The organism is Thiomicrorhabdus hydrogeniphila, assembly GCF_054656895.1.
In genome coordinates, this window is sequence record NZ_BAAHXL010000001.1 from 2,576,023 (window position 1) to 2,601,695 (window position 25,673).

A 25,673-nucleotide genomic window follows, 5' to 3' on the forward strand; every position below is an offset into this window, starting at 1 on the left:
ACAGCTAATGACAAACTAATTAACACCTAAGTGTGTGTTAATTTGAGGATATACCATGTTTTCTAAATTTTTTATAAATCGCCCCGTATTGGCCAGCGTACTTTCATTTGTGATAATTATCGCAGGTTTTCTTGCTATGAAAGGCCTGCCCATTTCTGAATACCCTCAGATTGTTCCGCCACAAGTTGCGGTTAGCGCAACCTACTCTGGCGCAAGTGCTGAAACAATATCACAAACCGTTGCCGCACCTCTAGAGCAAGCGATTAACGGCGTGGATGACATGCTGTATATCAACTCAACCACCTCGTCAGCGGGTACATTAACGCTTACCGTTACCTTTAAAATTGGTACCGATATAGACCAAGCAAGCATTAATGTAAATAACAAAGTACAAAGTGCTTTAAGCAAACTCCCAACTGAAGTTCAACGGGTTGGTGTTACGGTTAATAAAAAATCATCCAGTATATTAAAGGTTATTGCCTTGTATTCTGGTGATTCTTCTCTTGATACCGTTTTTATTGCAAACTATGGCTTAATTAACGTTTTAGATGATCTTGCTCGTATTCCAGGCGTAGGTGAAGCTCGTCAATTTGGTACAAAAGACTATTCAATGCGAGTTTGGCTAAACCCAAACAAATTAGCACAATACAAGCTGACACCAAGTGATGTATACAGTGCCATTCAATCACAAAACTCACAATTTGCGGCTGGTAGTTTTGGTAAAGAACCAATGTCCAACCCGCAAGCTTTTACTTACACTGTGACAACAGAAGGACGCCTATCTACACCAAAACAATTTGAAAATATTATTTTACGTGCCGGTACCAATGGTAATACTTTGCGCCTAAAAGACGTTGCCAGAGTTGAATTAGGTACAGAAAGATACAACTTTAATGCGACTTTTGATGGTAAACCAACTGTTCCGATTGGTATCTTTTTAAAACCAGGGGCAAATGCATTAGAAACGTCGGCAATCATTGATAAAAAATTAGCTGAAATGTCTAAAAGCTTTCCTAAAGGGTTAAATTATGAAGTGCCATATGACACAACAGAATTTGTAAATATCTCAATTGAAAAAGTAATTTATACCCTGTTTGAGGCTCTAGTATTAGTTGTATTAGTTGTATATTTATTCTTACAAAATGCACGTGCCACTTTAATTCCTGTTTTGGCGATTCCTGTATCGATTATTGGTACATTTATAGGGATGTATTTACTTGGTTTCTCTATCAACCAACTGACTTTATTTGGGATGATACTCGCCATAGGTATTGTGGTAGATGATGCCATTATCGTTGTAGAAAATGTTGAACGAATAATGCGAACCGAAAATCTCTCCGCACGTGATGCCACAATTAAGGCGATGCATGAAATCACAGGGCCAATTATTGCAATTGTACTTGTACTTTCTGCGGTATTTATTCCCGTTGCATTTATAAGTGGTTTAACAGGACAAATGTATAAGCAGTTTGCGATTACTATTGTTATTTCGGTCACAATATCAGGAATTGTTGCCTTAACATTAACCCCTGCTTTATGTGCAAACCTCTTACAAAAAGCGGAACATAAACAAACCGGATTCTTTTTATACTTTAACCGCTTTTTTGAACGCTTAACCAGTGGATTTACAGCAGGTGTTAAGGTTGTTATTCGTTACAGCCTAATTAGCATTTTGCTTTTTGCAGGCCTGGTATTTATCACCTACCAAACCTTAGGTGGTGTGCCTAAAAGCTTATTACCTCAAGAAGATAAAGGGGTGCTTTTTGTATTAAGCTACCTACCACCTGCAAGCTCTTTAGCACGTACAGAAGTGGTTCGTAATGAAGTATCAGAATCTGTTCGTCAACTCCCTACTGTTGCCCACGCGCTAAGTTTTGCGGGCTTTGATTTACAAACCTTTACGAATAAAACCAATGCTGGTGTTACTTTTGTAAATTTAAAACCTTGGGATGACCGTACAGGGCCAGGAGAAGATATCAATGGTATTGTGGGTCAAATATTTGGAAAACTTTCAGCTGTACCTGATTCATTTAACATCCCAATCGGCATGCCTACTATTATGGGGATGAGTATGACGGGGGGGTTTGAAGCCTACTTACAAAACCGTAACGGTGATGGCTCTTTAGCCCTAAGTAAAGTAACAGATGAATTAATTAAAAAAGCTACGGCAAGACCTGAATTAAAGTCAGTGCGTACCACTTTCTCTACTAAAACACCTCAATATGAGATTACCTTAGATCGGGATAAAGCTCAGTCAATGCAAATACCTGTTTCAGATGTATTTACAGCCATGCAAGCCACATTCGGTAGTATGTATGTAAATGACTTCAATCTATACGGCCGTACTTATAAAGTAAACTTACAATCAGAATCTGATTTCCGTGAAAGTCCAAAAGATTTAGCAAAAGTTTTTGTACGCTCACAAACCGGACAAATGGTTCCTCTAAGTGCTTTAGTTAAAGTAAAACGCTCCACTGGGGCAGATGTTATAGATCGATTTAACTTATTCCCAGCTGCCAAACTTATGGGCGAACCTGCCGCAGGTTACAGCTCTGGTCAAGCCATTGCCGCTTTTGAAGAAGTCGCCAATGAAGTCATGCCAACAGGATACAGTTTAGGTTGGGTGGGTGAAGCTTATCAAGAAAAAGCATCTGCAAGCAGCGGTAACCAGGCCTTCTTATTTGGATTATTGTTTGTGTTCTTAATTTTAGCCGCACAGTATGAACGCTGGTCAATACCAATTGCAGTAATTACTGCAGTACCATTTGCGGTACTTGGTGCAACAATCGCGGTGAAATTAGCCGGATTACAAAATGATATTTACTTCCAATTGGGATTGCTAACATTAATAGGGTTATCCGCTAAAAATGCCATACTGATTGTTGAAGTGGCTATGCAAAAACACAAACAAGGTTATTCATTACTCGAGTCTGCTGAAATAGCTGCTCAAATGCGTTTCAGACCAATTGTAATGACTTCTTTAGCCTTTACCATTGCTGCTATTCCGTTAATGTTAAGTACGGGTGCAGGTGCTGCAGCACGTCAAGCAGTTGGTACAGGTTTAGTAGGTGGTATGATTGCTGCAACTATCTTTGCACCGCTATTTGTACCAATGTTTTTCAGATGGGTTGCGGATTTCTCAGAACGTTTTTCATCAAAAAAAGAGACGACAAAACCTAACCAAGAAAATCAAGTGGAGTCTAAATAATGAGAAAAATAATCACCATTTCGGCTCTTATCCCCGTTTTATTAATGACGGGGTGTAGCCAAATACCTACTTATGAAAAACCAAAAACTGAACTTCCAGACCAAGAAAACTGGAAAAACCTACCACCTCAAGTTGACATGCAATTAGGCCAAAGTGAACAGGCATGGTGGAAACAACTTTCAGGTGATGATCGTTTAAATACTCTTATTAACGAAGCTTTAGAACACAACAGCGACATTAATATTGCAAAATTAAACCTTCAACAAGCGCGTTCTGTATTAACTCAGAATCAGGCCGCTCAATATCCTGAACTCAGCGCCAGTGGTACATTAGGTAGAACCAAAAACACTCTGAACCAATACCCTGTTGATTCCGAATACACTTACGGTACTTTTTCTTTAGGGGCTTTATTGAGCTATGAAATTGATCTTTGGGGCAAAAATGATGCCTTAGAGAAAGAAGCAGAAGCGAATTTACAAGCCACTGAAGCGGATCAAAAAACCGTTAAATTAAGTGTAACTGCTGCGGTTGCAGAGTCATATCTAAACTTGATGGCACTTAACCAAAATGTCAAACTTGCTCAAGATACAGTCAATTCTAGAAAAGAAACTTTAGAACTTAGACAAACACAGCTTAAATACGGTAGCGTAACCCCCTTAAATGTTCATCAGGCAGAATCAGAACTCGCCTCTGTTGAAATTGCTTTGCAACTTCAACAGCAACAACGTGATTTACAATTGCATGCACTGTCCGTTCTTGTTGGGCAATCGCCAAAAGCATTAACCAAAATGATGGCAAGTGGTTTACAAACAAAGGACTTAAACTCGTTAAACAGTTTACCGTTACCAAAAGGATTACCATCTGAACTACTAGAACGTCGCCCTGATATCCAAGCGGCAGAGCAACGTTTAATTGCGGCTAACGCCAATATTGGAGCGGCTAAAGCGGCTTTATACCCGTCTATTAGTTTAACAGGCCTGTTCGGTTTTTCTAGTGAAGCTCTAAATCAGTTATTTAGTGATGATTCTATTGGCTGGACAACATCTGCTGCCATTGATGCACCCATTTTTGATTATGGAAAACGTCAGTCACAAGTACAAATAGCCGAAGCTCAAAAACAGGCATTGGTCATTCAGTACCACCAAACTATACGAACAGCATTTAAAGAAGTATTGGATTCCCTAACGAACTTACAAGGAACCGCTAAACAATTAGCCTCTCAAGACAGACAGGTAAATGCACTTGAGAAAATTTTAGATTTGTCACAGAAACGTTTTGATGCAGGTTACTCAAGTTATCTAGAAGTTTTAGATGCACAAAGAAACCTCTTTTCAGCTCAACTAAACCGTGTTGATTTAAAATTAAATCATGCCAAAGCTTTAGTTAATTTATATAAGGCGTTAGGTGGAAAGTGGCAAGATAGCAATAAAACCAGTTCATAATGTATATTGACTCTATTAACTTATAAATGAGTCATTTAAACTCCATGAATTAAAAAACTCTCCTACAAAAAAAGGCCATTATGGCCTTTTTTTGTAGCTGGTTTTTAACAAATATTATTCACGAATGCCTTGAATATAATAGCGCCCTTCCTGTTGCTGAATATCCATCTCAATTTCATAAATAGTAGATAAGTTTTCAGACGTTAAAATATCTTGTTTTTTACCTTGCTTAAACACCGTTTTGTTATACATTAAAGCCACATGACTAATTTCATCAAACACCTCTTCAATGTGGTGTGTAACCAATATAATCGACATTGTTTTTGATAGTTTTTGAAGCAATTTTAAAAACCGATGTTGCGCTTTAAAATCTAAACCTATTGTGGGTTCATCCAATAATAAAGCACGTGGATTATGCACCAAAGCTCTGCCAATTACACATAATCTTAACTGACCAGTACTCATTTGATGCACCTGCTTATCTTTCATTTCTGAGATGTCCAAAAATGCCAAAATCTCTTGTGCTTTTTGATGTTGTTCAGCGGTAAAATCTTGATGTTGAAAAACACCAATAGAACTATAATACCCGCTAATAACAACTTCATAAGCGGTTAAGAAACGACCATTCATCGCAAAATAATTATGTAAATCGTGGGTGATAATTCCTAAATTATGTTTAAGCTCAAAGATATTCCATAACTCTTTACCAAACACTTCTTTTTTAAATGGGTATTTTGGGTTTGGGTAAAGATCATTTGATATCAATTTTATTAGAGTAGATTTACCACTGCCATTGGCTCCCAAAATGACCCAATGTTGATTTTCTAAAACCTTTAAATTTACGTTTTCTAAAACTGGAGCTTCGCCATAACTAACAAAGATGTCTTTAAATTCAAGTAAAACATCCGTATTTTGCTCTTGATTTGTCACGAGTGATCCTTCTTTATTTAAAAAAGTTTTCTGTACCGCCGGTGTGTAAAACCTGTACCAAACTCTTTTTGTTTTGCGTAATATCCGCTAATGTATAATTATCTAACGTTGCCAGAAAAGCTTCCATAGCCTCATTTAAGGCTGGTTTTAATAAACAAATCTCTTTAATGCAACAAGCAGGCATTTCGCAATTTATTGGATTTAATGTAGCTTCTAAACATCTAACCACTTGCCCAACTGTTATCGCCGAAGGCGCCTTACATAAAAAGATTCCGCCCCCTTTTCCTTTGATTGTTGTAATAAATTCTTCTAACCCCAACCGATGAACCACTTTAATTAAGTGATTTTTAGGAATTCCAAACTTATCTGCAATCGTTTGGATTTGTATTTTTTCAGTACGATCTTCTTCCATCGCGAGATAAATCAACACTCGTAAGGCATAGTCTGTGTATTTTGTTAACTGCATAAAGTGCATCCTATATGAATCTTATAGACTTCTTTTTATTTTTAATATAACATGTATTTTTAATACATCTTATATAGGAATTGTAATATGGTACAAACAACTCTGAATTCTGATCAAATAAAACAAGCTAAAACACCGCATAATATCTTTAACTTAAATATTATTTTGGTTCATTTATTTACTGTGGTTATTTTATTTGAATTAAATCTTATCCATTGGCTTTGGATAATTCCAATTGCGTCTTTAAGCATCATGTTATTTCAATATTTTTATGGAAAGTCACTATTTTTAAACTTAAAAGAAAATCCCGAATCACATTGGTATGTTGCCGCAAATTGGGCTTTGGCTATCCGTCATAATCGCATTATATTTATGGCCTATCTAATTTGTGGATCAATATTTTTAACAGGGTATATTATTTCAAGTAGTTTAACCACCGATCCAAATATGAGTAATATCAGTATGATGATATTTTTATACTTATCAGGTAATTTAATGCTACTTACACTAGTAGTCACCTTTGTACTAAGCAGTGGCGCTCTTTGGCATACAAATAAAGGCGAAATTACTCGAGCATTAGAAAAATTAAAAACCAAGTTACTGCCTGTTGAACAAATGTAAAGCCAAATTTTAAGTAGTGAACATACGTTTTAAAGACCTATTTTTTTACTCAATTCACAACAAAATACTTAACCTTATCATCATAATTTTATTCTGCTAATATTCCATTATTAGCCGTATTTACATTCAAGACTGTGACAGATGCTACAGGGTTTATTGTAAAACAATTACCAATACTATATAACGCCCTGTTCTCGCATTTTTGTAAAAATTTGTGCCGTTTTTTCTTTTAGCATATCTCTCAACAATCGCACCGCTGGTGTAATAGACTGTCGACTAGGAAGAACCAACCACAATTCTTTTGAAATCGGCGAAAATTCTTTTAACGCAATAACCTTTTCTGATAGTAAGTCACTAGAAATATCCAAACTGGATTTTAACGCTAATCCTTTACCTGCTACACACCATTGTCGAACCAAATCACCATCATTTGATACGCGGTTTCCTTTCATTTTAATTTTGCAAGCTTTGCCATTCTCATCAAATGTCCAAAGATCGTTTTTAATGCCATCCAGTTGATAAAAAAGTCCATTATGATGAGATAACTCAACCAGTGTTTTTGGTATTCCATGTTGTTTTAAATAATCCGGCGAAGCACATAGACAACCTGGCATATCACAGATTTTAAAGCCATACATACTTGCATCATTAGGTGTTCCATAACGTAAAGCCATATCAACTGAATCACGATAAAAATCGATATTACTATCGCTAATATTAATTTTGAGACTCAAATTTTTATAGACATCCATAAACTCATCAAGCCAAGGCATAACCAAATTACGCCCTAAATCCGAAGAGACAGCCAAACGTATCTCGCCATCAATAATTCCCATATCTTCTTTAATATTTTGTTTAGCACTATCAAGAACCTGCAAAGCTTGTTTGCATTCGGGTATATAACGTTCACCTGCATTAGACAATTTAAGCTGCCGTGTTGTTCGCGTAAACAATTCTGTACCCAATAAATTTTCAACACGTTTTAGTGCCGCACTTGCGGTTGCCGTACTCATATCAAGCTGTTCGGCGGCTTGCGTAATACTTCTAAACTCTGCAATTTTTAAAATAACCTTAAGATCGTCAATATTCATAACCCTACCTATTTTCAAAAATATTTTGATAGTTAATCAAAAATTACCCTATTCATAACATTGTAATCAACCGTTATGATTCTTTCAACGTTATACATAACAGACAGACAAAATTTAACCTGAGATCTTTACACGACTGAGATGTGTGGAAAAATGCGAAATAATCTTTCTGATTTTTGGCGATTTTTAACCATTTCTTAGCTTGTGCAAAGATCTCTAACTGGAGAAAAAACATGAAAGCTATTGGTTTCAATCAATCACTACCTATCACAGATACAAATGCCTTAATTGAATTAGATTTACCAACACCTACTGCAAGAGGTAATGACTTATTAATAAAAGTACAAGCCATTGCCGTTAATCCAGTTGATTACAAAGTTCGTTTAGGAATGCCTCCTGAAGATGGTCAATTAAAAATACTGGGTTGGGATGCCGTTGGCGAAGTTGTAGCGGTAGGCGAAAATACCACTAAGTTTAAAGTAGGTGATGCCGTGTTTTATGCAGGCGATTTAACTCGCCCTGGTAGCAACGCAGAATATCAATTAGTTGATGAACGTATTGTGGGTCATAAACCTAACAGCTTAAGCAACACTGAAGCAGCAGCATTACCTTTAACGGCAATTACTGCATGGGAAATACTGTTTGATCATTTTAATCTCAAACAACAGTCTCCTGATTCCACAGAAAAAAGCAATGATGTGATTTTAGTTGTAGGTGCCGCTGGCGGTGTTGGGTCTATTTTAATTCAAATAGCCAAAGCGATTACAGGTGCCACAATTATTGCCACGGCCTCTCGTCCAAGTTCGCAAGAATGGGTAACCAAATTGGGAGCGGATTATGTAGTAGACCATACACAACCACTTACTCCACAAATTGAATCTCTTGTACAAACACAAGGCATTGGAGCAGTTACTCATATTGCCACTTTAAACAGTACTGAAAGCTATTTTGAGAGTTATCCAGAATTTTTGTCAACCTTTGGAAAAATTGCCATGATAGATGATCCAAGTACTCCATTAGATGTTTCAAAGCTAAAATTAAAAAGCCAATCATTGCATATAGAATTTATGTTTGCACGATCAATGTTTAATGCCCCAGATATCGATGCACAAGGTCATCTATTAAATCGTATTGCGGAGCTGGTTGATGCAGGTCATATTCAAACCACTCTTGGTAAAAACTTAGGAACAATCAATGTAAGCAACTTAAAAACAGCACATACCGAACTTGAAACAGGTAAGTCTATTGGTAAATTGGTTTTAGAAGGTTTTTAAATCATGCTAAAGCAACCCAATGACTCTTTTAGTTTAAACGACTTCGCAACACTTAATAAGGCTTACAATAATAGCTTTAAAGCAGGTCGTTTAACCATTGGAATTACTGTACCGATTGAAAACTATGCCAACAGTGCTGTACCAACTATGACAGCGCATTTAAAGCGTGCTCAACTTGTTGAGCAACTTGGTTTTAGTGCTTTGTGGTTAAGAGACGTACCTTTTAATGTACCCTCTTTTGGTGATGCAGGACAATTATTTGATCCCTTTGTATATTTAGGGTTTTTATCTGCATATACGCAGACTATTTCATTAGGAGTGGCAAGCCTAGTCTTGCCTTTGCGCCACCCTGCGCACATAGCCAAAGCCGCTACCAGTATTGATGAACTTTCTAATGGTAGGCTTATTTTAGGAGTCGCTTCAGGCGATAGGCCAGATGAATATCCTGCATTAAACTTGCCCTTTGAGGATCGAGGTCAACGTTTTAGAGAAAGCTTTAAATATATTCAACACATGGCAGAACACCAACCTCAATTTGAAAATAGCTATGGCAAATTAAACGGTCAACTCGATATGCTACCCAAACCAACAACAGGCCAACTCCCCCTTACTGATTACAGGAGGCAGTCAGCAATCTCCGGACTGGATAGCACAAAATGGTCATGGTTGGATTACCTACCCACGAAACATAACCACTCAAGCCAAGATAATTGATAAATGGAGATCACGTGCCAAAGCCGCTGGCAGTTTTAATAAACCAGTAATTCAATCTCTATACATTGATCTTATTGAAGATTCCAATGCACCATTACAACCTATTCATTTAGGTTATCGTTTAGGTATTCATTCACTTAAATCACACCTAAAAAACCTAGAAAAAATTGGTGTTAACCACGTCGCAATTAACTTAAGATTTAATCAGGCTAATACTGAAAATACCCTCAAAATGCTTGCAGATGGACTTTTGCCAGAATTTGCATAAAAACAGGATAACCAATATGTCACAAACCATTTTAATTACAGGTGCAACAGATGGTATAGGTTTAGAAACCGCTAAAGCATTAGTCTCTTTGGGGCATAAAGTATTAATACATGGTCGCAATTCAACCAAATTAGCCAATGTAGAAAAAACGCTCAATGCATTATCAAATACCAACCAGGTAGAAAGCTATTTAGCAGACTTATCAAAACTAGCAGACGTTATTGAGTTAGCAAAAGCTATAAAAAATAAGCACAATAAACTGGATGTATTGATTAACAATGCAGGCATTTATAAAACCAAACATCCAATTTCAGATAGTGGTATAGATAGGCGTTTTGTTGTAAACACCTTAGCGCCCTATTTACTCACACAGCAGCTTTTACCTTTATTGGCAAACACTGCCAGAGTAATTAACTTATCATCCGCAGCACAAGCAACCGTTGACTTAGATGCCCTGCTAGGTAAAAAACAATTTAATGATGAATTTAATGCCTATGCACAAAGCAAGCTCGCAATATTGATGTGGTCATTTTTTATGGCGCAACAATTAGGTGATAAAGGCCCAAACATTATTGCCATTAACCCGGGTTCATTATTGGCGACCAAAATGGTAAAAGAAGGTTTTGGCAGGCCTGGTAAAGACATAAATATTGGCTCTGATATTTTGTTGCGTGCTAGCTTATCTGATGAATTTAAACACAAATCTGGACAATATTTCGATAACGATTTAGGCCAGTTTGCACCCCCGCATAGTGACGCTCTTGACCCTCAAAAAAATAAAGATTTAGTTGAATGTATGGAGGATTTTTTAAGTTAAAAAGCTTTCGTACAACAAATTTTAAATACAAAAAACCCGCTGTTTAAGCGGGTTTCTTTAAATAATTATACTTTTTTAATTTTGTTTTAGCCTAAAACGGTACATCATCATCATCAAAATCATTTGGTGCGTAAGCAGGAGCACGCTGTGGTGGTTGTGCTGGTTGCTGTCCTCCCATTGGTGGAACATTTTGCTGCCCCATTGGATTTTGTTGTCTTGGCTGTTGAGCAGGCTGTTGGTTGAAACCACCTTGTGGTTGTCCACCTCTTTGACCACCTTGGTTACCCATTGGCGCTTGGTTAAAATCATTACCTCCACCAAAAGAAGCGTCACCACCTTGGCGATTACCACCACCAAGCATTTGCATGGTACCGTCAAAACCGCTTAAAACGACTTCGGTCGTGTAACGGTCTTGACCATTTTGGTCTTGCCATTTACGAGTTTGTAATTTACCTTCTAAATAGACTTGTGAGCCCTTTTTAAGGTACTGGCCTGCAATTTCAGCTAATTTTCCAAACATAGAAACACGGTGCCACTCTGTTTTTTGCTGTTTTTGCCCAGTGTTTTTGTCATTCCACTCTTCACTGGTTGCTACACTTAGGTTTGCAATGGCATTACCATTTGCCGCATATTTAACTTCTGGGTCTGCACCTAAGGTTCCAACCAAAATGACTTTATTCACACCACGCATAGTATTGCTCTCTCTGTTTCTTATTTAATTTATATTTGGTCAATTTTACAATTTATCGTTGCTCAATGTAATTAATTAACGCAACTTCATCCACTACTTTTCGGTCTATTTTAAAATACACACGTTTTTCATCAGGTAATACTACCACTTCATAGATGCCATCGTAAGCTAACAATGTTTTTTGTAGGCTTTCTGCTTCATCTGGTTTTAAATCTTCAATAGGCACTGACGCAATACTAAGCGGTAATGGCTTTTCCATAGTTAAAGCGGCAAGCGTCCATAAAGTACCAATAACGGCGGTAAAGATAAAAACACCATCGTGCCCAAAGTGTTGGTAAAAATAACCGCCCATTGCACCACCTAACGCAGCCCCTAAAAACTGACTGGTAGAAAACACGCCGCTGGCGGTTCCTTTTTTGTCTGCTGGCGATAATTTAACAACCAGTGATGGTAAAGAGGCTTCAAGCAAGTTAAAAGCGGTAAAGAAAATTAACAATAAAAGAAATAGGCTCCAAAAACTAGGTGTAACAAAGGCAAAACCTAATTGCATTACCGTTATGGTGGCGATAGCTCCTACAAACACCATTTTCATTCTGCCTTTACTTTCAGCCTGAATAATAAAAGGTACCATTAATAGAAATGACAACAACATAACAGGTAAATAAATTTCCCAATGTTGCGTTGCTACCAGGCCTGCTGAATCTCTTAACGTAAGCGGTAACACCACAAACATAGATGTGAGAATGGCATGCAATACAAACACCCCAAAATCTAAACGCAATAATTGTGGGTGTTTTAGAATTTCTTTAAATTGACTTGGATCCGCTTCTGCTTCTCGTTGAAAATGTTGTTTTTCGATATCTGGCATAGCATATTTAACAAGTAGCATACCAATAACGGCTAGTCCTGCAATTGTCCAAAAAATACCCCTTACACCAAACCAGCTTGCTAATAATGGCCCTGCTATTAATGATAAGGTAAATGAAAAACCAATGGTCATACCAACAATAGACATGGCTCTTAATCTAAATTTTTCTGAAACTAAATCTGCTACCGAGGCCATTAATACAGCGGCTACTGCTCCCATACCTTGGATCGCTCGGCCAATAATCATCATTTCAATAGAATTGGCCATGGCGCAGACAATTGAGCCAACCATAAAAATAAACATACCAAAGATAATCAGTGGTTTTCGGCCATATTTATCAGATAACATGCCGTATGGAATTTGTAAAAAAGCTTGAGTTAATCCGTAGATACCCATTGCAATACCAATTTGAAACCCGGTTATGCCGTTAAATTCCTGCTGTGCAAAAAGCGCAAACACAGGGAATATCATAAATAGGCCTAACATTCGGGTAGAAAAAATTCCGGCTACAGAGAAAGCGGCACGTTTTTCAGTGGGAGTCATACTTTGTTGTTCTAGGCTCATGATTTAATCTGCTATAGGTTTTGGTTTTATGGGTGCTTAGCGAGAAACTCTTTTACAAAATAAAATAATGAAGCAAAATGCGCGAATCAATAGCGAACCAATATTTTATTTTTTACTTTGATTAGAAAATGTTTGGGTAAATTTATTCTCAAATCCGTTTTGTATTATTCTCTATGAGACCTTTTCACGAGACAGGGGCACAAGAAAAACAAGATAGAATTCTTTAGATTTAGGCTAAAAAATACGCATAATAACAAGTTATTGGGCGATTTTTTTAGCTTGAAGATAGAGAATTATAACTGTTTTTATGTGTTCATGGTCTCGTGCAAAGGTCTCTATATCATTAAGCTGCGAAATTATAACAAACTTAATAAATACTGACGTTATAATCGAAATATTGTTCAACTATACAACTCGAACAGTTTATACGTTTGTCGTGCGCTAATTTACAGGCTAATCACCTTATGAGCAATGCGTATCAAAGGTATCTTAACGATTCCTTAAGGAGATAAAAAAATGAAATTATTAACCGTTAAAAATTCTCTGCTAATTTCTAGCATGCTATTTTTACTAAATTTAACGAACCTTGCTTTTGCTGACACCACTCAACCACAGGGAAACAAGGTTTATTTTTCTATTTCAGAAAACCAAAGCGTGCCTAATGACACCATTACTATGCAGTTTAATCGTGTTGCCGAGGGCATTTCAGCACAAGCTGTTGCCAATGAAATTAATATTAAAATGCAAGCCGCCATTAAGGCCTTAAGACCTTATCCAGATATTATTGTGAAAACATCTCAGTACAATATTCAGCCGGTATATACCAAGCAAGTTATTAGTCATTGGCGTGGTCAGCAAACATTAGTGCTTACTTTAGAAAATAAACCTGGCCTGGTAAAAATATTGGCAAAAATTCAACCCTATTTAGCTTATCAATCTATGCAGTTTGGCGTGTCTGATGAGTTACAACACCAAATTTTAGGTCAATTAACGGATAAAGCGATTACTCAATTTAGAGATAAAGCTTCGCGTATTGCCCATAATTTTAATGCGCCTTCATTTAAAATATTAGAAACACACATCAACACACCAAACTCCGTTATGCCTCGTGCCATGTATGCTCGTGCAGATGTAGCAATGATGTCCTCTAAAATGGCAGCACCCGTAGTAGAAGCTGGGCAAAGCCAAGTAACGGTGACGGTTTCTGGCACGATTTTATTACCTAATTAAAGTTAATCATTGCTATGGTTTTAACCTAACAAAACATAACCAAAACATAGCCAAAACATTACCAAAACCTCTCTTAATGCCCTATTTTTATCCCATCATTTAAGATAATAAATATGGGCATTTTCATTTTTACCAGGCCTGGTAAAAATTAAACTTCCATTTCACTTTTTTATTCTACTTTTACCAATCGTCACTAAGTAAGCCCGTATGCATTTTTATATTCTTGCTATAATAATCGACTGCTAAAAATTAAATGGATCTAGGGATATAGGCTATGTTGGAAGAAATTATTATTCGCGGTGCCCGCACCCATAACTTAAAAAACATTGATGTTACCCTGCCACGCGATAAACTAATTGTGATTACAGGCCTATCTGGCTCTGGTAAATCTTCATTAGCCTTTGATACCATTTATGCTGAAGGCCAACGCCGTTATGTTGAATCTCTTTCGGCCTATGCCCGCCAGTTTTTATCCGTTATGGAAAAACCCGATATTGATCATATCGAAGGCCTGTCTCCCGCGATATCCATTGAACAAAAATCAACCTCTCACAATCCACGTTCTACCGTAGGTACGGTTACCGAAATTTATGATTACCTACGTTTGCTGTTTGCTAGAGCAGGTACGCCACGTTGCCCGACTCACGGCTGTGATTTAGAAGCACAAACCGTTAGCCAAATGGTTGACCACACCTTAACTTTGCCCGAAGGCACCAAGTGTTTGCTGATTGCGCCGATTGTGCGTGGCAAAAAAGGTGAACATCACAATTTACTCGATGAATTGCAAGCGCAAGGATTTATACGTGCCCGTATTGATGGCAAAGTATTAGAACTAGACGGCACGATTGAGCTAGATAAAAACAAAAAGCACGATATTGAAGTGATTGTTGATCGCTTTAAAGTGCGTGACGATATTAAACAGCGTTTGGCAGAATCGTTTGAAACGGCATTACGTTTAGCCGATGGTATTGCACAAGTATTGCCAATGGATGAGGACGATGACTTTGCCTTACTGTTCTCTGAAAAATTTGCCTGCCCGCATTGTGGCTATTCGGTACCAGAATTAGAACCGCGTATTTTCTCATTTAACAATCCTCATGGCGCTTGTCCAGCCTGTGATGGCTTGGGAATTAAAGAGAGTTTTGACCCAGAAAGAGTCATTACACACCCTGAGTTAAGCCTGGCTGGTGGCGCAATTCGAGGCTGGGATCGCCGCCATAAATATTATTATGATTTACTCAAAGCACTCGCTGACCACTACGGCTTTGACATTGAAGAGTCTTGGGAATCCTTAGATGAAAAATTTAAAAAAATCATTCTCTTTGGTTCTGGTAAAGAAAAAATTCCGTTACCACATGGTAAATACAGTGACACTCGTCGTTTTGAAGGCGTGATACCCAATATGGAACGCCGTTTTGCGGAAACCGAAAGCAAAGCCGTGCGTGATGAATTAGATAAATTTCGCGTGACATCACCTTGTAAAAGCTGTCACGGAACACGTTTAAATGAAGCGGCACGTAATGTCTTTATTTGTGATTACACCCTGCCCTCATTAACCGAACTACCGGTTGGTGAATTGCACAAAATCTTTGGCACGCTTAGCTTACAAGGTGCAAAAGGTGAGATTGCCAGTAAAATCATTAAAGAAGTGCATGACCGTTTAACCTTTTTAGTCAATGTTGGCTTAAATTATTTAAGCCTTAACCGCAGTGCCGACACGCTCTCTGGTGGTGAAGCTCAACGTATTCGTTTAGCCAGCCAAATTGGAGCTGGTTTAGTTGGTGTAATGTATGTGCTTGATGAACCTTCTATTGGATTACATCAACGTGATAATGATCGCCTCTTAGCCACCCTTACCCACTTAAGAGATTTAGGCAATACCGTAATAGTGGTTGAACATGATGAAGATGCCATACGTGCCGCCGACTATGTATTAGATATTGGCCCAGGTGCCGGTATTCATGGTGGTCGCATCATGGCTGAAGGTACACCGCAAGAAGTTATGGATAACCCTAACTCATTAACGGGGCAATTTTTAAAAGGTACACGTAAAATTGAAGTACCAGGCGAACGCCTACAACCAAATGATAAATGGCTGACTGTTGAAGGAGCAAGCGGTAACAATCTGCAAGATGTTACCTTAAAAATTCCTGCTGGTTTATTAACCTGTGTAACCGGGGTTTCAGGTTCAGGTAAATCAACGTTAATTAACGGCACTTTATCTAAACTTGCTGCTAATGAGTTAAATAAAGCTCAACACTCACCTGCTCCTTATACAAAGTTATCGGGTATGGAACATTTTGATAAATCAGTCAACATTGACCAATCCGCTATTGGCCGTACACCGCGTTCTAATCCAGCCACTTATACAGGGTTATTCACACCCATCCGTGAACTATTGGCCGCAACACCAGAGTCACGTGCGCGCGGCTATAATCCTGGCCGTTTTAGTTTTAACGTTAAAGGTGGACGTTGTGAGGCTTGCCAAGGTGATGGTGTATTAAAAGTAGAAATGCACTTTTTACCTGACGTTTATGTACCTTGTGATGTTTGTAACGGTGCGCGCTATAATCGAGAAACCTTGCAAGTGCAGTACAAAGGTAAAAACATTCATGAAATTTTAGAGATGACAGTTGAAGACGCCCGCGCCTTTTTTGATGTTATTCCCGTGTTATCTCGCAAACTGCAAATGTTGATGGAAGTTGGTCTTGGTTACATTAAACTGGGTCAAAGTGCGACCACACTTTCTGGTGGTGAAGCACAGCGTGTTAAATTAGCTAAAGAATTGTCTAAACGAGATACCGGCAATACGCTGTATATTTTGGATGAACCCACAACCGGTCTGCATTTTCATGATATTGAATTACTGTTAAAAGTGATTCGCCATCTACGTGACCAAGGCAACACCATAGTGATTATTGAACATAATTTAGATGTCATTAAAATTGCCGATTGGATCGTTGATTTAGGCCCAGAAGGCGGTTCTGGCGGTGGAACCATTGTGGTCACAGGTACACCAGAAACCATTGCGGCTTGTAAAGAGTCTCATACTGGGTACTATTTAAAAAACATGCTGTAATTTACCAGGCCTTATATGTTGAAAGTGTTCTTCAGAAATGGAGAATTTACTAGGGACGCTTAGTAAAGGGATAAAGAGATCTTGTTACCAGGCCAAGGACACCGAAGTGATCCAGGTTATCAGATTAAGACCTTTATCCCCACACACTATAAACTGAACAGTATCTTAGGCAAACCGTCGTTTAGCCTGTATTCATAAGGTTAGTCTGCTCATAGTGTGATTTTACCAAGCAATAATTACCTTATCACAAAACATAAAGGTGGTAAATTATGACAACATATATTGGTGTTGATATAGGAAAAGAATACTTTGATGTCGCTATTGCTCAAACAAACGATGTTAAACGCTTTTTAAATGATGAACTTGGCTATAAAGCCCTAATCCAATGGCTACCTAATCAAGATTGTGCCATTGTCATGGAAGCCACAGGCAAATACTCACTCGGCTTAGCCCTGGCGCTTTATGAACAAAAGATAGCCGTCAGTGTCGTTAACCCAACCCGAATCAAGCGATATGCACAATCGCAACTGAATCGAACCAAGACCGATAAAGAAGATGCCAAGCTTATTGCTGACTTTGCCATGACACAACGACCAAAACCATGGCAACCACCGTCGCCAACGTTGCGTAAACTGCAAGAATGGCACAGAGTACAATCTCTACTAATAAAACAAGAGATTCAACTTAAAAATCAAATGGGTAGCAGTCTAGAGTTAGAGATTCAAGAGTTTGAACAAGAACAGATTGCGCATTTGAATCAACAACTTAAAAAAATTGAAACCAAAATAAAAAAGTGCTTACGCTCAGACGATGAATTGCTGAGCCAAGTTAAGCTACTCGAAACCATACCTGGTATTGCTGAAGCCACCGCCACTCGGTTGTTAATTGGAATTCGTGATATAAAGTATTTTGACAAAGCCAAGCACATGGCCAGTTTTATGGGACTTGCTCCGTTAATTCGTCAGTCAGGTAGCTCATTAAACACCTCAAAAATGTCTAAAATGGGCGATGCCGAACTCAGAAAGGCATTGTATATGCCAGCATTAAGTGCCATTCAGCATAACCCTGTCATTAAGCGTTTTTCAGAACGGTTAAAAGCCAACGGCGTAAAAGGAAAGAAAAGAGTGGTGGCAATAATGAGAAAACTTATTCATATTGTGTTTGCCGTATTAAAGCACGGCAAACCTTTTGATCCAGAATATAAGAACTGTGCTTGACAACTAATGTTGAACACAGTATCTGGTAATCCTATCGCTGGTTATATATGGCTGGTTATACTTTGTGAGCAAAAGCAAATATGAAATGGATAAATTGCACAAAAGCATTTACGCTAAATTCAAAACAATCCGCTTTTAAGCTGCTTAGCGTATTCCTTTGCTTTTTTGGCTCACTCGCTCAAGCACAGCCTGAACAAAGTGATGCCCGTCATCACTCTTATACCGCCTGGCAAAACCCGCAATATATTCTTAAATCATTTGAAGAGATTGCGCTTAAAAATGAATATAAAAAAACACAACAACGTATTTTAAAATGGCAACATCCCATTCGTTATCAATTTAAATACAAATATCTTAAGCCAAATAAATTAGTAGAAAATTTATTTACTATTCACCTTAAACACCTAGCAGATATCACTGGTTTGGATATAAAGCTTGCAACCAAAGTAACAAAAGCAAACTTTTTAATTTATCTCACTATAGATAAACATTACGGTGAAGTTATACGCCGCTATACCCAATCTAAAGTTAAAAATATTCAGCGTGATAGCCAATGCATGGGAAACTTTAAAACCAATAATCATAATGAAATAACGCATGCCGATGTCATTCTGCCTGTGGATCATGATTATAGCCGGGGTTTATTAGTTTCATGTGTGGTAGAAGAAACAACGCAAGTGTTAGGCTTGCCCAATGATGCAAGCTGGGTAAACCCCAGTATTGCCAATGACGACAGTAAAATAGAGTTGCTAACTGGTCTAGATTACATTCTATTAAAACTGCTTTATAACCCAGAAATAAAAGCTGGAATGCCTGAAAAACAGAGCCGTAAAATACTTAAAAAAGAAATTAAACGACTGATTGATAACGGTGCAGTAAAAAAAGCTGCCCAAACAGTAAACTCAACAGGTTTGTATCAAGCTGTTAATTAATCATTGCTCATTACTAAATCACACAAAAAAACCACTTTTACCAGGCCTGGTAAAAGTTAAATTTAATTAAGACTTCTTATTAGCAATGTCAGAAATAACATACCCTGCAAGCATTAATCCAAAGATACCAGGCATATAACTGGCCGTACCATTTACAACACGACCACGAGCACCTTCAATCTCTTCCATAGGGCCAGGATCTTTTGGGAGTTCGGTAGAAAATACAGTCATAACGCCTTTTTTTATGCCCTGCTTTTTTAAACGTTGACGCATATTACGCGCTAAGGCACAGCCGTGCGTTTTAGAAATATCTGCAAGCTCAATTTTACTGGGATCAATTCTGCGTCCTGCTCCCATACTCGATACGACTGGTACTTGGTTTTGAACAGCCGTAATCACCAAATTAGCTTTACAATTAAGACTGTCTATCGCATCCACTACATAATCAAAATCACCCTTTTTTAATAAAGGATCCATATCATCAGGTTTTAAAAATTGTTGCACTGTATTTACTTTACAATCTGGATTAATATCTGCAATACGGTCAGCCATAACCAACGTTTTGTTTTGGCCTAAATTTGAATTAAGAGCAATAATTTGTCTATTTTTATTAGATGCCGAAACAGAATCGTGATCAATAATTGTAAGTTCACCAACCCCTGCACGGGCTAAAGCCTCAATCACAAAACCTCCAACACCACCTACACCAGCAACAAGTACATGTGAATTTATTAAGTTTTGAACCCCTGTTTCATCAAAAACTAACAGGCTTCTTTCATATAGGGCATTTGTCATAAAATCAGTTCTTATTAAATAATTGAAAAGAATTATAATCGGTTTGCTTAATCACGTCTTCAATTGAAATATTCAATAAAGTAGAAACTTTTTGGGCAACGTTATTAATATCCGATAATTGGCAATTTACCAGGCCTGGTAAATTGATATTAGGATAGTCAGTTTCTAAAACAATATGTTTTAATCCAAAGGTCCTTACAAGCTCGTGATAGCGATTTGCATTATCACGTACAGTTACACCATTCACACCAAATTTAAAGCCTAAATCAACATACTGCTGGGCGATTTGAACACTACTTCCTAAACCATGAATCACACCTGTGACGTTATAAGATTTAAGAAGCGACAGCATGTCATTATGCGCTTTAATACAATGGAGTGAAACGGGTAAATTATGATGTTGTGCTAATTGTAACTGTGCTTCAAAACAATCTAACTGAATCAATTTAGTATTCTTAAATTCATCTTTAAAATCTAAACCAATCTCACCCAAAGCTGCGATTTTTGATTTTAAAAGTAAACTTTTTAGAACCAATAAATCAACATGATAAGAATCATTAACAAACCACGGATGTATGCCTAAAGCAGGATAAATACCGTTATGTTTAACTGCAAAATCTAAAGTAGGAGCCCAATCATTTAGTTGAGTAGATACCGCTAAATATGAATTATCAGATTGAGGAAAAGAAGTGGAATTATCGTAATAAGAATTTAAGTGACAGTGCGTGTCGAACATACAGAAACTTTAGAAAAGTAAACGAAGAATTTCGTTTTAATAGCTATAAAAAAGCCCGCATAAAGCGGGCTTTTAAATCTGATTACTCAGCAGCTGAATCAGCAACCGGACGGTCAACTAATTCAACAATCGCCATTGGTGCATTATCACCAGGACGGAAACCACATTTTAAAATGCGGATATACCCACCTGGACGAGCTTGGTAACGAGGACCAAGTTCACTGAATAATTTACCAACTGCTGCTTTATCGCCTAAACGTGCAAACGCAGTACGACGGTTATGTACGCTGTCATTTTTAGCCAACGTGATTAAAGGTTCAGCAACTCCGCGAAGTTCCTTAGCCTTAGCAACCGTAGTACGAATCACTTCGTGTTCGATAAGTGAAGCAGACATGTTTTTAAACATTGCCTTACGGTGCGAGCTGTTACGATTTAACTTACGACCTGTCTTACCATGACGCATGATAGCTTCCTTATAATTAAGCTGACTCTTTACTTACCAAACTTGCTGGCGGCCAGTTTTCTAACTTAGTACCTAGGCTTAGACCTCTCTGAGCAAGAACATCTTTGATTTCTTGTAGAGATTTTTTACCTAAGTTTGGTGTTTTAAGTAAGTGAGGTTCAGCTCTCTGTACTAGGTCACCAATGTAATAAATTTGTTCTGCTTTTAAACAGTTAGCTGAACGAACTGTTAACTCAAGATCATCAACAGGCTGCAAGAAGATAGGATCAAATTCGTTCTCTTCTTCTTCCGGTGCAATAACTTCTTTATGCTTAAGATCAACAAAAGCATTAAGCTGATAATGAAGAACCGTTGCTGCTTGTTTGATTGCATCTTCAGGATCTAAAGTACCGTCAGTTACTACGTCAAGAATTAACTTGTCTAGGTCAGTACGCTGTTCAACACGAGCGTTCTGAACTTCATAACTTACTGTATGAACAGGACTAAAACTAGCGTCTAAACGAAGCACACCAATTTGTGAATCTTTAGCAGTTGGAGCAGCTTGGTAACCCATGCCTCTCGCTACTTTGATTGTCATATTCAATTCTGCACCTTCAGAAACATGTGCAATCACATGATCAGGGTTCGCGATTTCAGTATCGTGATTTAACACAATATCCGAAGCGCGTACAACAGCAGGACCTTTTTTGTTCAGCGTTAACTCAGCGCCATCACTGGCATTAAGTTTCACTGCAACTTCTTTTAGGTTTAAAAGAATTTCTAAAACATCTTCTCTTACACCTTCAATTGAAGAGTATTCGTGTAAAACACCATCAATTTGGGCTTCTACAATAGCAGCACCAGGCATAGATGATAATAGAATGCGACGTAATGCATTTCCTAATGTGTGTCCAAAACCACGTTCAAGTGGTTCTAGAGTCACACGACTATGAAATGGTGTCTTTCTATCAATATCAACTAAACGCGGTGTTAACAACTGTTCTAACATCTCTTGCATTCGAAGTTATCTCCGTATCAATTCAAAGTTTACTTAGAGTAAAGCTCAACAATTAAGTTTTCTGAAATATCAGCAGATAGATCTGAACGATCAGGAACATTTTTAAATGTACCTTCAAATGCAGTCTTGTTAACTTCAACCCAGCTAACTGCTCCCGCTTGTGCATTTAAATCTAATGCAGTCGCGATGCGAGTTTGGTTACGAGATTTCTCTCTAATAGCAACGATGTCACCAGCAGAAACCTCAAAAGAAGGAATATTTACTGACTGACCATTAACTAAAATTGCCTTGTGAGATACCAATTGGCGTGCTTCAGAACGAGTAGAAGCAAAGCCCATACGATAAACAACGTTATCTAGACGGCTCTCAAGGATTTGTAACAAGTTAACACCTGTTGAACCCTTACGACGATCCGCTTCTTTATAATAAAGGCGGAATTTCTTTTCAAGTACACCGTACATACGACGTACTTTTTGTTTTTCACGTAACTGTAAGCCGTATTCTGTTACGCGCTTACGTCCTGCTCCGTGTTGACCTGGTAACTGATCAATTTTACACTTAGATTCGATGCTACGAACACCGCTCTTAAGGAAAAGATCTGTACCTTCACGACGAGCAAGTTTACACTTTGGACCAATATATCTAGCCATGTTAACCTCAAATATTAAACGCGACGTTTCTTAGGTGGACGGCAACCATTGTGAGGAATCGGAGTTACATCAGCAATAGATGTAATTTTGAAACCTGCACTATGTAAACCACGAACAGCTGAATCACGGCCAGGTCCAGGACCTTTAACCAATACATCCATGTTCTTAACACCGTAGTCGTGAGCCATTTGACCAGCTCGCTCTGCAGCCACCTGGGCAGCGAATGGAGTACTCTTACGAGAACCACGGAATCCACTACCACCAGATGTTGCCCAGCAAAGTGCATTACCTTGACGATCTGTGATTGTCACAATTGTGTTGTTGAAACTAGCGTGAACGTGTGCAACGGCGTCCGTTACAACCTGTTTTACTTTCTTTTTAACACGCGAATTTGCTTTAGCTTTTGCCATATCTAATCTCGCAATTATGCGTTATCTCTTAATAGGTCTGATAGGACCCTTACGAGTACGTGCATTAGTTTTTGTACGTTGTCCACGTAAAGGCAGACTACGACGGTGACGAATTCCACGGTAGCAACCCATGTCCATTAATCGCTTAATGTTCATAGATACTTCACGACGAAGATCACCTTCAATTTTATAATTTGTAACTTCTGAACGAAGTGCTTCTAACTGTTCTTCAGTTAGTTCTCGAACCTTCGTGGTCGGATCCAATTTTACAGCTTCACATATAGTTTTAGCTGAAGTAGAACCAATCCCGTAGATCGAAGTCAATCCAATAACAATGTGCTTGTTAACTGGAATGTTTACGCCGGCAATACGAGCCATTTTGCGCTCCCTTTAATTCCATCTACTGAAAAACGGGCAATTATACACGTCTTTCAACCTAAATACCAGATATATAACAAGTTTTGTTATTTACCTTTTAAATTTGCTTTTTTCATCATTCCTTCGTACTGGCTAGATTGCATCTGTGCCTGTACAGCCGTCATGAAATCCATAACAACAATAACAATAATGAGTAGCGAAGTTCCACCAAAATAGAATGGAACGTTCCAATATAAAATTAGGAACTCTGGTAACAAACATACGGCTGTGATGTACATTGCACCGGCTAAAGTTAGACGGCCCATAATACTATCAATATGACGTGCTGTTTGAGCACCGGGTCTGATACCTGGTAAATAGGCACCTGATTTTCTTAAGTTATCCGCTGTTTCTTTAGGATTGAAAACAATCGCAGTGTAAAAGAAACAGAAGAAAATTATAGCTATTGCATACAAAAGCACGTAAAGCGGCTGACCTGGTGACATCGTCGTGGCGATGTCCTTCAACCATCCTAGACCTTCAGCACTACCAAACCAACCACCTAACGTAGCCGGAAAAAGGATAATACTCGAAGCAAAGATGGGAGGAATCACTCCAGCCATATTAAGTTTTAGGGGAAGATGCGACTCTTGACCACCAAATAACTTACGCCCACGCATCTTTTGCGCATAGTGAACAGGAATGCGTCTTTGTCCACGTTCTACGAATACAACGAAGTAAATAACTGCAAATACTAACGCTAACAATACAAAAATTGTAATTGCGTGCATAGCACCTGTATTAACCTGTTCAAATGTCCCACCTAGCGCTGCTGGTAAACCTGCAACGATACCGGCAAAGATTATCAAAGATATCCCGTTACCAATTCCGCGTTCAGTAATCTGTTCCCCTAACCACATTAGGAAAATAGTTCCACCAACTAAGGTAACAACTGCCGTTAGTCTAAACATTAGACCAGGGTCAATTACTACAGACATACCATTCACATTTTGTGATTCCAGTGCAATAGCAACACCTAACGCTTGGAAAGTAGCCAATACAACAGTACCGTAACGAGTGTACTGAGTTATTTTACGACGACCTTGCTCACCTTCTTTCTTTAGTTGTTCCAAAGTTGGAGAAACTACAGTAAGAAGCTGCATAATGATCGATGCAGAAATGTAAGGCATGATTCCAAGTGCAAAGATAGATAAACGTTGAAGGGCACCACCTGAAAACATGTTAAACATGTCCAGGATAGTACCCTTTTGCTGTTCAAACATTGCTGCAAGAGCAACTGGATCAATTGATGGTACAGGGATATGAGTACCTAATCGATAAACGATTAACGCACCTAAAACAAATAAAATTTTGTTTTTTAAATCACCCATACCTGATGCAATAGAACTATTCATAATTAAGCTTCTACTGATCCGCCAGCAGCCTCAATAGCTGCTTTAGCACCAGCAGTTGCTTTAATGCCTGATAATTTAAGTGCTTTAGTTACTTCACCTGAGTTAATAACTTTAACGACTCTAATTTTATCACCGATTACGTCAGCCGCTTTAAGCGCTGCGACGTCAATGATTTCAGCATCAATTTTTGCTAATGTATCAAGACGAATCTCGGTTGCGTATGCAGATTTGCGTGAAGAGAAACCAACTTTTGGCAATCTTCTTTGAAGAGGCATTTGCCCACCTTCAAAACCAATCTTAGGCATACCACCAGAGCGAGATTTTTGACCTTTATGACCACGGCCACCCATCTTACCCCAGCCAGAACCTTGACCACGACCTACACGCTTTTTAGAAGGTTTAGAACCTTCAGCAGGTTTAAGAGTATTTAACTGCATT

General features: G+C 38.2%; 24 protein-coding genes. 10 read left to right on the forward strand and 14 right to left on the reverse strand.

The features are described 5' to 3' along the window. Positions 1 to 55: 55 nt before the first annotated feature. Together ACYQ0E_RS11585 and ACYQ0E_RS11590 are read left to right on the forward strand one after the other, a co-directional pair. Positions 56 to 3,208: an efflux RND transporter permease subunit gene (locus ACYQ0E_RS11585; protein ID WP_460188385.1), complete on the forward strand. Its 3,153-nt coding sequence runs from the start codon at positions 56 to 58 to the stop codon at positions 3,206 to 3,208. Next, entirely contained in the window at positions 3,208 to 4,650 is a 1,443-nt protein-coding gene (locus ACYQ0E_RS11590; protein WP_460188386.1) for an efflux transporter outer membrane subunit, read from the forward strand. The genes ACYQ0E_RS11585 and ACYQ0E_RS11590 overlap by 1 nt, the downstream gene beginning before the upstream one ends. 114 nt (positions 4,651 to 4,764) lie before the next feature. On the opposite strand, the gene ACYQ0E_RS11595 is transcribed toward ACYQ0E_RS11590, so the two are convergent. Together ACYQ0E_RS11595 and ACYQ0E_RS11600 are read right to left on the reverse strand one after the other, a co-directional pair. Then, positions 4,765 to 5,580 (reverse strand): ABC transporter ATP-binding protein, encoded by an 816-nt coding sequence (locus ACYQ0E_RS11595; protein WP_460188387.1) that lies wholly within the window; start codon positions 5,578 to 5,580, stop codon positions 4,765 to 4,767. A gap of 13 nt (positions 5,581 to 5,593) precedes the next feature. After that, complete coding sequence (locus ACYQ0E_RS11600) at positions 5,594 to 6,046, reverse strand: Rrf2 family transcriptional regulator (protein ID WP_460188388.1); 453 nt, start codon at positions 6,044 to 6,046, stop codon at positions 5,594 to 5,596. Between the two features lie 87 nt (positions 6,047 to 6,133). Here ACYQ0E_RS11600 and ACYQ0E_RS11605 point away from each other — a divergent pair, with 87 nt between their 5' ends. Next, entirely contained in the window at positions 6,134 to 6,667 is a 534-nt protein-coding gene (locus ACYQ0E_RS11605) for a hypothetical protein (RefSeq protein ID WP_460188389.1), read from the forward strand. 176 nt (positions 6,668 to 6,843) lie between these two features. Here the strand turns inward: ACYQ0E_RS11605 and ACYQ0E_RS11610 are convergent, their stop codons facing one another. Further along, complete coding sequence (locus ACYQ0E_RS11610; RefSeq protein WP_460188390.1) at positions 6,844 to 7,758, reverse strand: LysR family transcriptional regulator; 915 nt, start codon at positions 7,756 to 7,758, stop codon at positions 6,844 to 6,846. A 233-nt stretch (positions 7,759 to 7,991) separates the two neighbouring features. Here ACYQ0E_RS11610 and ACYQ0E_RS11615 point away from each other — a divergent pair, with 233 nt between their 5' ends. The 3 genes from ACYQ0E_RS11615 to ACYQ0E_RS11625 all read left to right on the forward strand — a co-directional run bounded on the left by ACYQ0E_RS11615 (position 7,992) and on the right by ACYQ0E_RS11625 (position 10,831). Then, positions 7,992 to 9,032 carry a zinc-binding alcohol dehydrogenase family protein gene (locus tag ACYQ0E_RS11615; protein ID WP_460188391.1) on the forward strand — a complete coding sequence of 347 codons (1,041 nt, stop codon included), beginning with the start codon at positions 7,992 to 7,994 and terminating at the stop codon, positions 9,030 to 9,032. A gap of 3 nt (positions 9,033 to 9,035) precedes the next feature. Continuing rightward, complete coding sequence (locus ACYQ0E_RS11620) at positions 9,036 to 9,746, forward strand: LLM class flavin-dependent oxidoreductase (RefSeq protein WP_460188392.1); 711 nt, start codon at positions 9,036 to 9,038, stop codon at positions 9,744 to 9,746. A 284-nt stretch (positions 9,747 to 10,030) separates the two neighbouring features. Further along, positions 10,031 to 10,831 (forward strand): SDR family NAD(P)-dependent oxidoreductase, encoded by an 801-nt coding sequence (locus tag ACYQ0E_RS11625; protein ID WP_460188393.1) that lies wholly within the window; start codon positions 10,031 to 10,033, stop codon positions 10,829 to 10,831. Positions 10,832 to 10,922: 91 nt separating this feature from the next. Here ACYQ0E_RS11625 and ssb read toward each other — a convergent pair whose 3' ends face one another. Both ssb and ACYQ0E_RS11635 read right to left on the reverse strand, forming a co-directional pair. Beyond that, entirely contained in the window at positions 10,923 to 11,522 is a 600-nt protein-coding gene (gene ssb, locus ACYQ0E_RS11630; RefSeq protein WP_460188394.1) for a single-stranded DNA-binding protein, read from the reverse strand. A gap of 52 nt (positions 11,523 to 11,574) precedes the next feature. Beyond that, positions 11,575 to 12,954: an MFS transporter gene (locus tag ACYQ0E_RS11635; RefSeq protein ID WP_460188395.1), complete on the reverse strand. Its 1,380-nt coding sequence runs from the start codon at positions 12,952 to 12,954 to the stop codon at positions 11,575 to 11,577. Between the two features lie 516 nt (positions 12,955 to 13,470). Here ACYQ0E_RS11635 and ACYQ0E_RS11640 point away from each other — a divergent pair. The 4 genes from ACYQ0E_RS11640 (at position 13,471) to ACYQ0E_RS11655 (ending at position 19,412) form a co-directional block, all read left to right on the forward strand. After that, the gene (locus ACYQ0E_RS11640; protein WP_460188396.1) at positions 13,471 to 14,184 is read left to right on the forward strand and encodes an SIMPL domain-containing protein; all 714 of its coding nucleotides are present in this window, start codon (positions 13,471 to 13,473) and stop codon (positions 14,182 to 14,184) included. 274 nt (positions 14,185 to 14,458) lie between these two features. Further along, entirely contained in the window at positions 14,459 to 17,263 is a 2,805-nt protein-coding gene (uvrA, locus tag ACYQ0E_RS11645; RefSeq protein ID WP_460188397.1) for an excinuclease ABC subunit UvrA, read from the forward strand. Between the two features lie 269 nt (positions 17,264 to 17,532). Further along, positions 17,533 to 18,480: an IS110 family RNA-guided transposase gene (locus ACYQ0E_RS11650; protein WP_460188398.1), complete on the forward strand. Its 948-nt coding sequence runs from the start codon at positions 17,533 to 17,535 to the stop codon at positions 18,478 to 18,480. Positions 18,481 to 18,560: 80 nt separating this feature from the next. Then, positions 18,561 to 19,412, forward strand: a complete 852-nt coding sequence (locus tag ACYQ0E_RS11655) for a DUF2927 domain-containing protein (RefSeq protein WP_460188399.1) — start codon at positions 18,561 to 18,563, stop codon at positions 19,410 to 19,412. A gap of 66 nt (positions 19,413 to 19,478) precedes the next feature. On the opposite strand, the gene ACYQ0E_RS11660 is transcribed toward ACYQ0E_RS11655, so the two are convergent. From ACYQ0E_RS11660 to rplO, 9 genes are all read right to left on the reverse strand, one after another. Next, on the reverse strand, positions 19,479 to 20,207 hold the full coding sequence (locus ACYQ0E_RS11660; protein WP_460188400.1) for a tRNA threonylcarbamoyladenosine dehydratase: 729 nt from the start codon (positions 20,205 to 20,207) through the stop codon (positions 19,479 to 19,481). Positions 20,208 to 20,211: 4 nt separating this feature from the next. Further along, positions 20,212 to 20,943, reverse strand: a complete 732-nt coding sequence (locus tag ACYQ0E_RS11665) for a TatD family hydrolase (RefSeq protein WP_460188401.1) — start codon at positions 20,941 to 20,943, stop codon at positions 20,212 to 20,214. A gap of 82 nt (positions 20,944 to 21,025) precedes the next feature. Further along, on the reverse strand, positions 21,026 to 21,406 hold the full coding sequence (gene rplQ / locus ACYQ0E_RS11670; protein ID WP_040726345.1) for a 50S ribosomal protein L17: 381 nt from the start codon (positions 21,404 to 21,406) through the stop codon (positions 21,026 to 21,028). A 16-nt stretch (positions 21,407 to 21,422) separates the two neighbouring features. After that, on the reverse strand, positions 21,423 to 22,403 hold the full coding sequence (locus tag ACYQ0E_RS11675) for a DNA-directed RNA polymerase subunit alpha (protein ID WP_460188402.1): 981 nt from the start codon (positions 22,401 to 22,403) through the stop codon (positions 21,423 to 21,425). Between the two features lie 29 nt (positions 22,404 to 22,432). Then, positions 22,433 to 23,053 (reverse strand): 30S ribosomal protein S4, encoded by a 621-nt coding sequence (gene rpsD / locus ACYQ0E_RS11680; protein ID WP_460188403.1) that lies wholly within the window; start codon positions 23,051 to 23,053, stop codon positions 22,433 to 22,435. Between the two features lie 14 nt (positions 23,054 to 23,067). Next, positions 23,068 to 23,463 carry a 30S ribosomal protein S11 gene (gene rpsK / locus ACYQ0E_RS11685; RefSeq protein ID WP_460188404.1) on the reverse strand — a complete coding sequence of 132 codons (396 nt, stop codon included), beginning with the start codon at positions 23,461 to 23,463 and terminating at the stop codon, positions 23,068 to 23,070. A 21-nt stretch (positions 23,464 to 23,484) separates the two neighbouring features. Then, positions 23,485 to 23,841, reverse strand: a complete 357-nt coding sequence (rpsM, locus tag ACYQ0E_RS11690; protein WP_460188405.1) for a 30S ribosomal protein S13 — start codon at positions 23,839 to 23,841, stop codon at positions 23,485 to 23,487. Between the two features lie 86 nt (positions 23,842 to 23,927). Further along, positions 23,928 to 25,235, reverse strand: a complete 1,308-nt coding sequence (secY, locus tag ACYQ0E_RS11695; RefSeq protein ID WP_460188406.1) for a preprotein translocase subunit SecY — start codon at positions 25,233 to 25,235, stop codon at positions 23,928 to 23,930. Positions 25,236 to 25,237: 2 nt separating this feature from the next. Further along, positions 25,238 to 25,672, reverse strand: a complete 435-nt coding sequence (gene rplO, locus ACYQ0E_RS11700; protein WP_460188407.1) for a 50S ribosomal protein L15 — start codon at positions 25,670 to 25,672, stop codon at positions 25,238 to 25,240. Position 25,673: the final 1 nt, after the last annotated feature.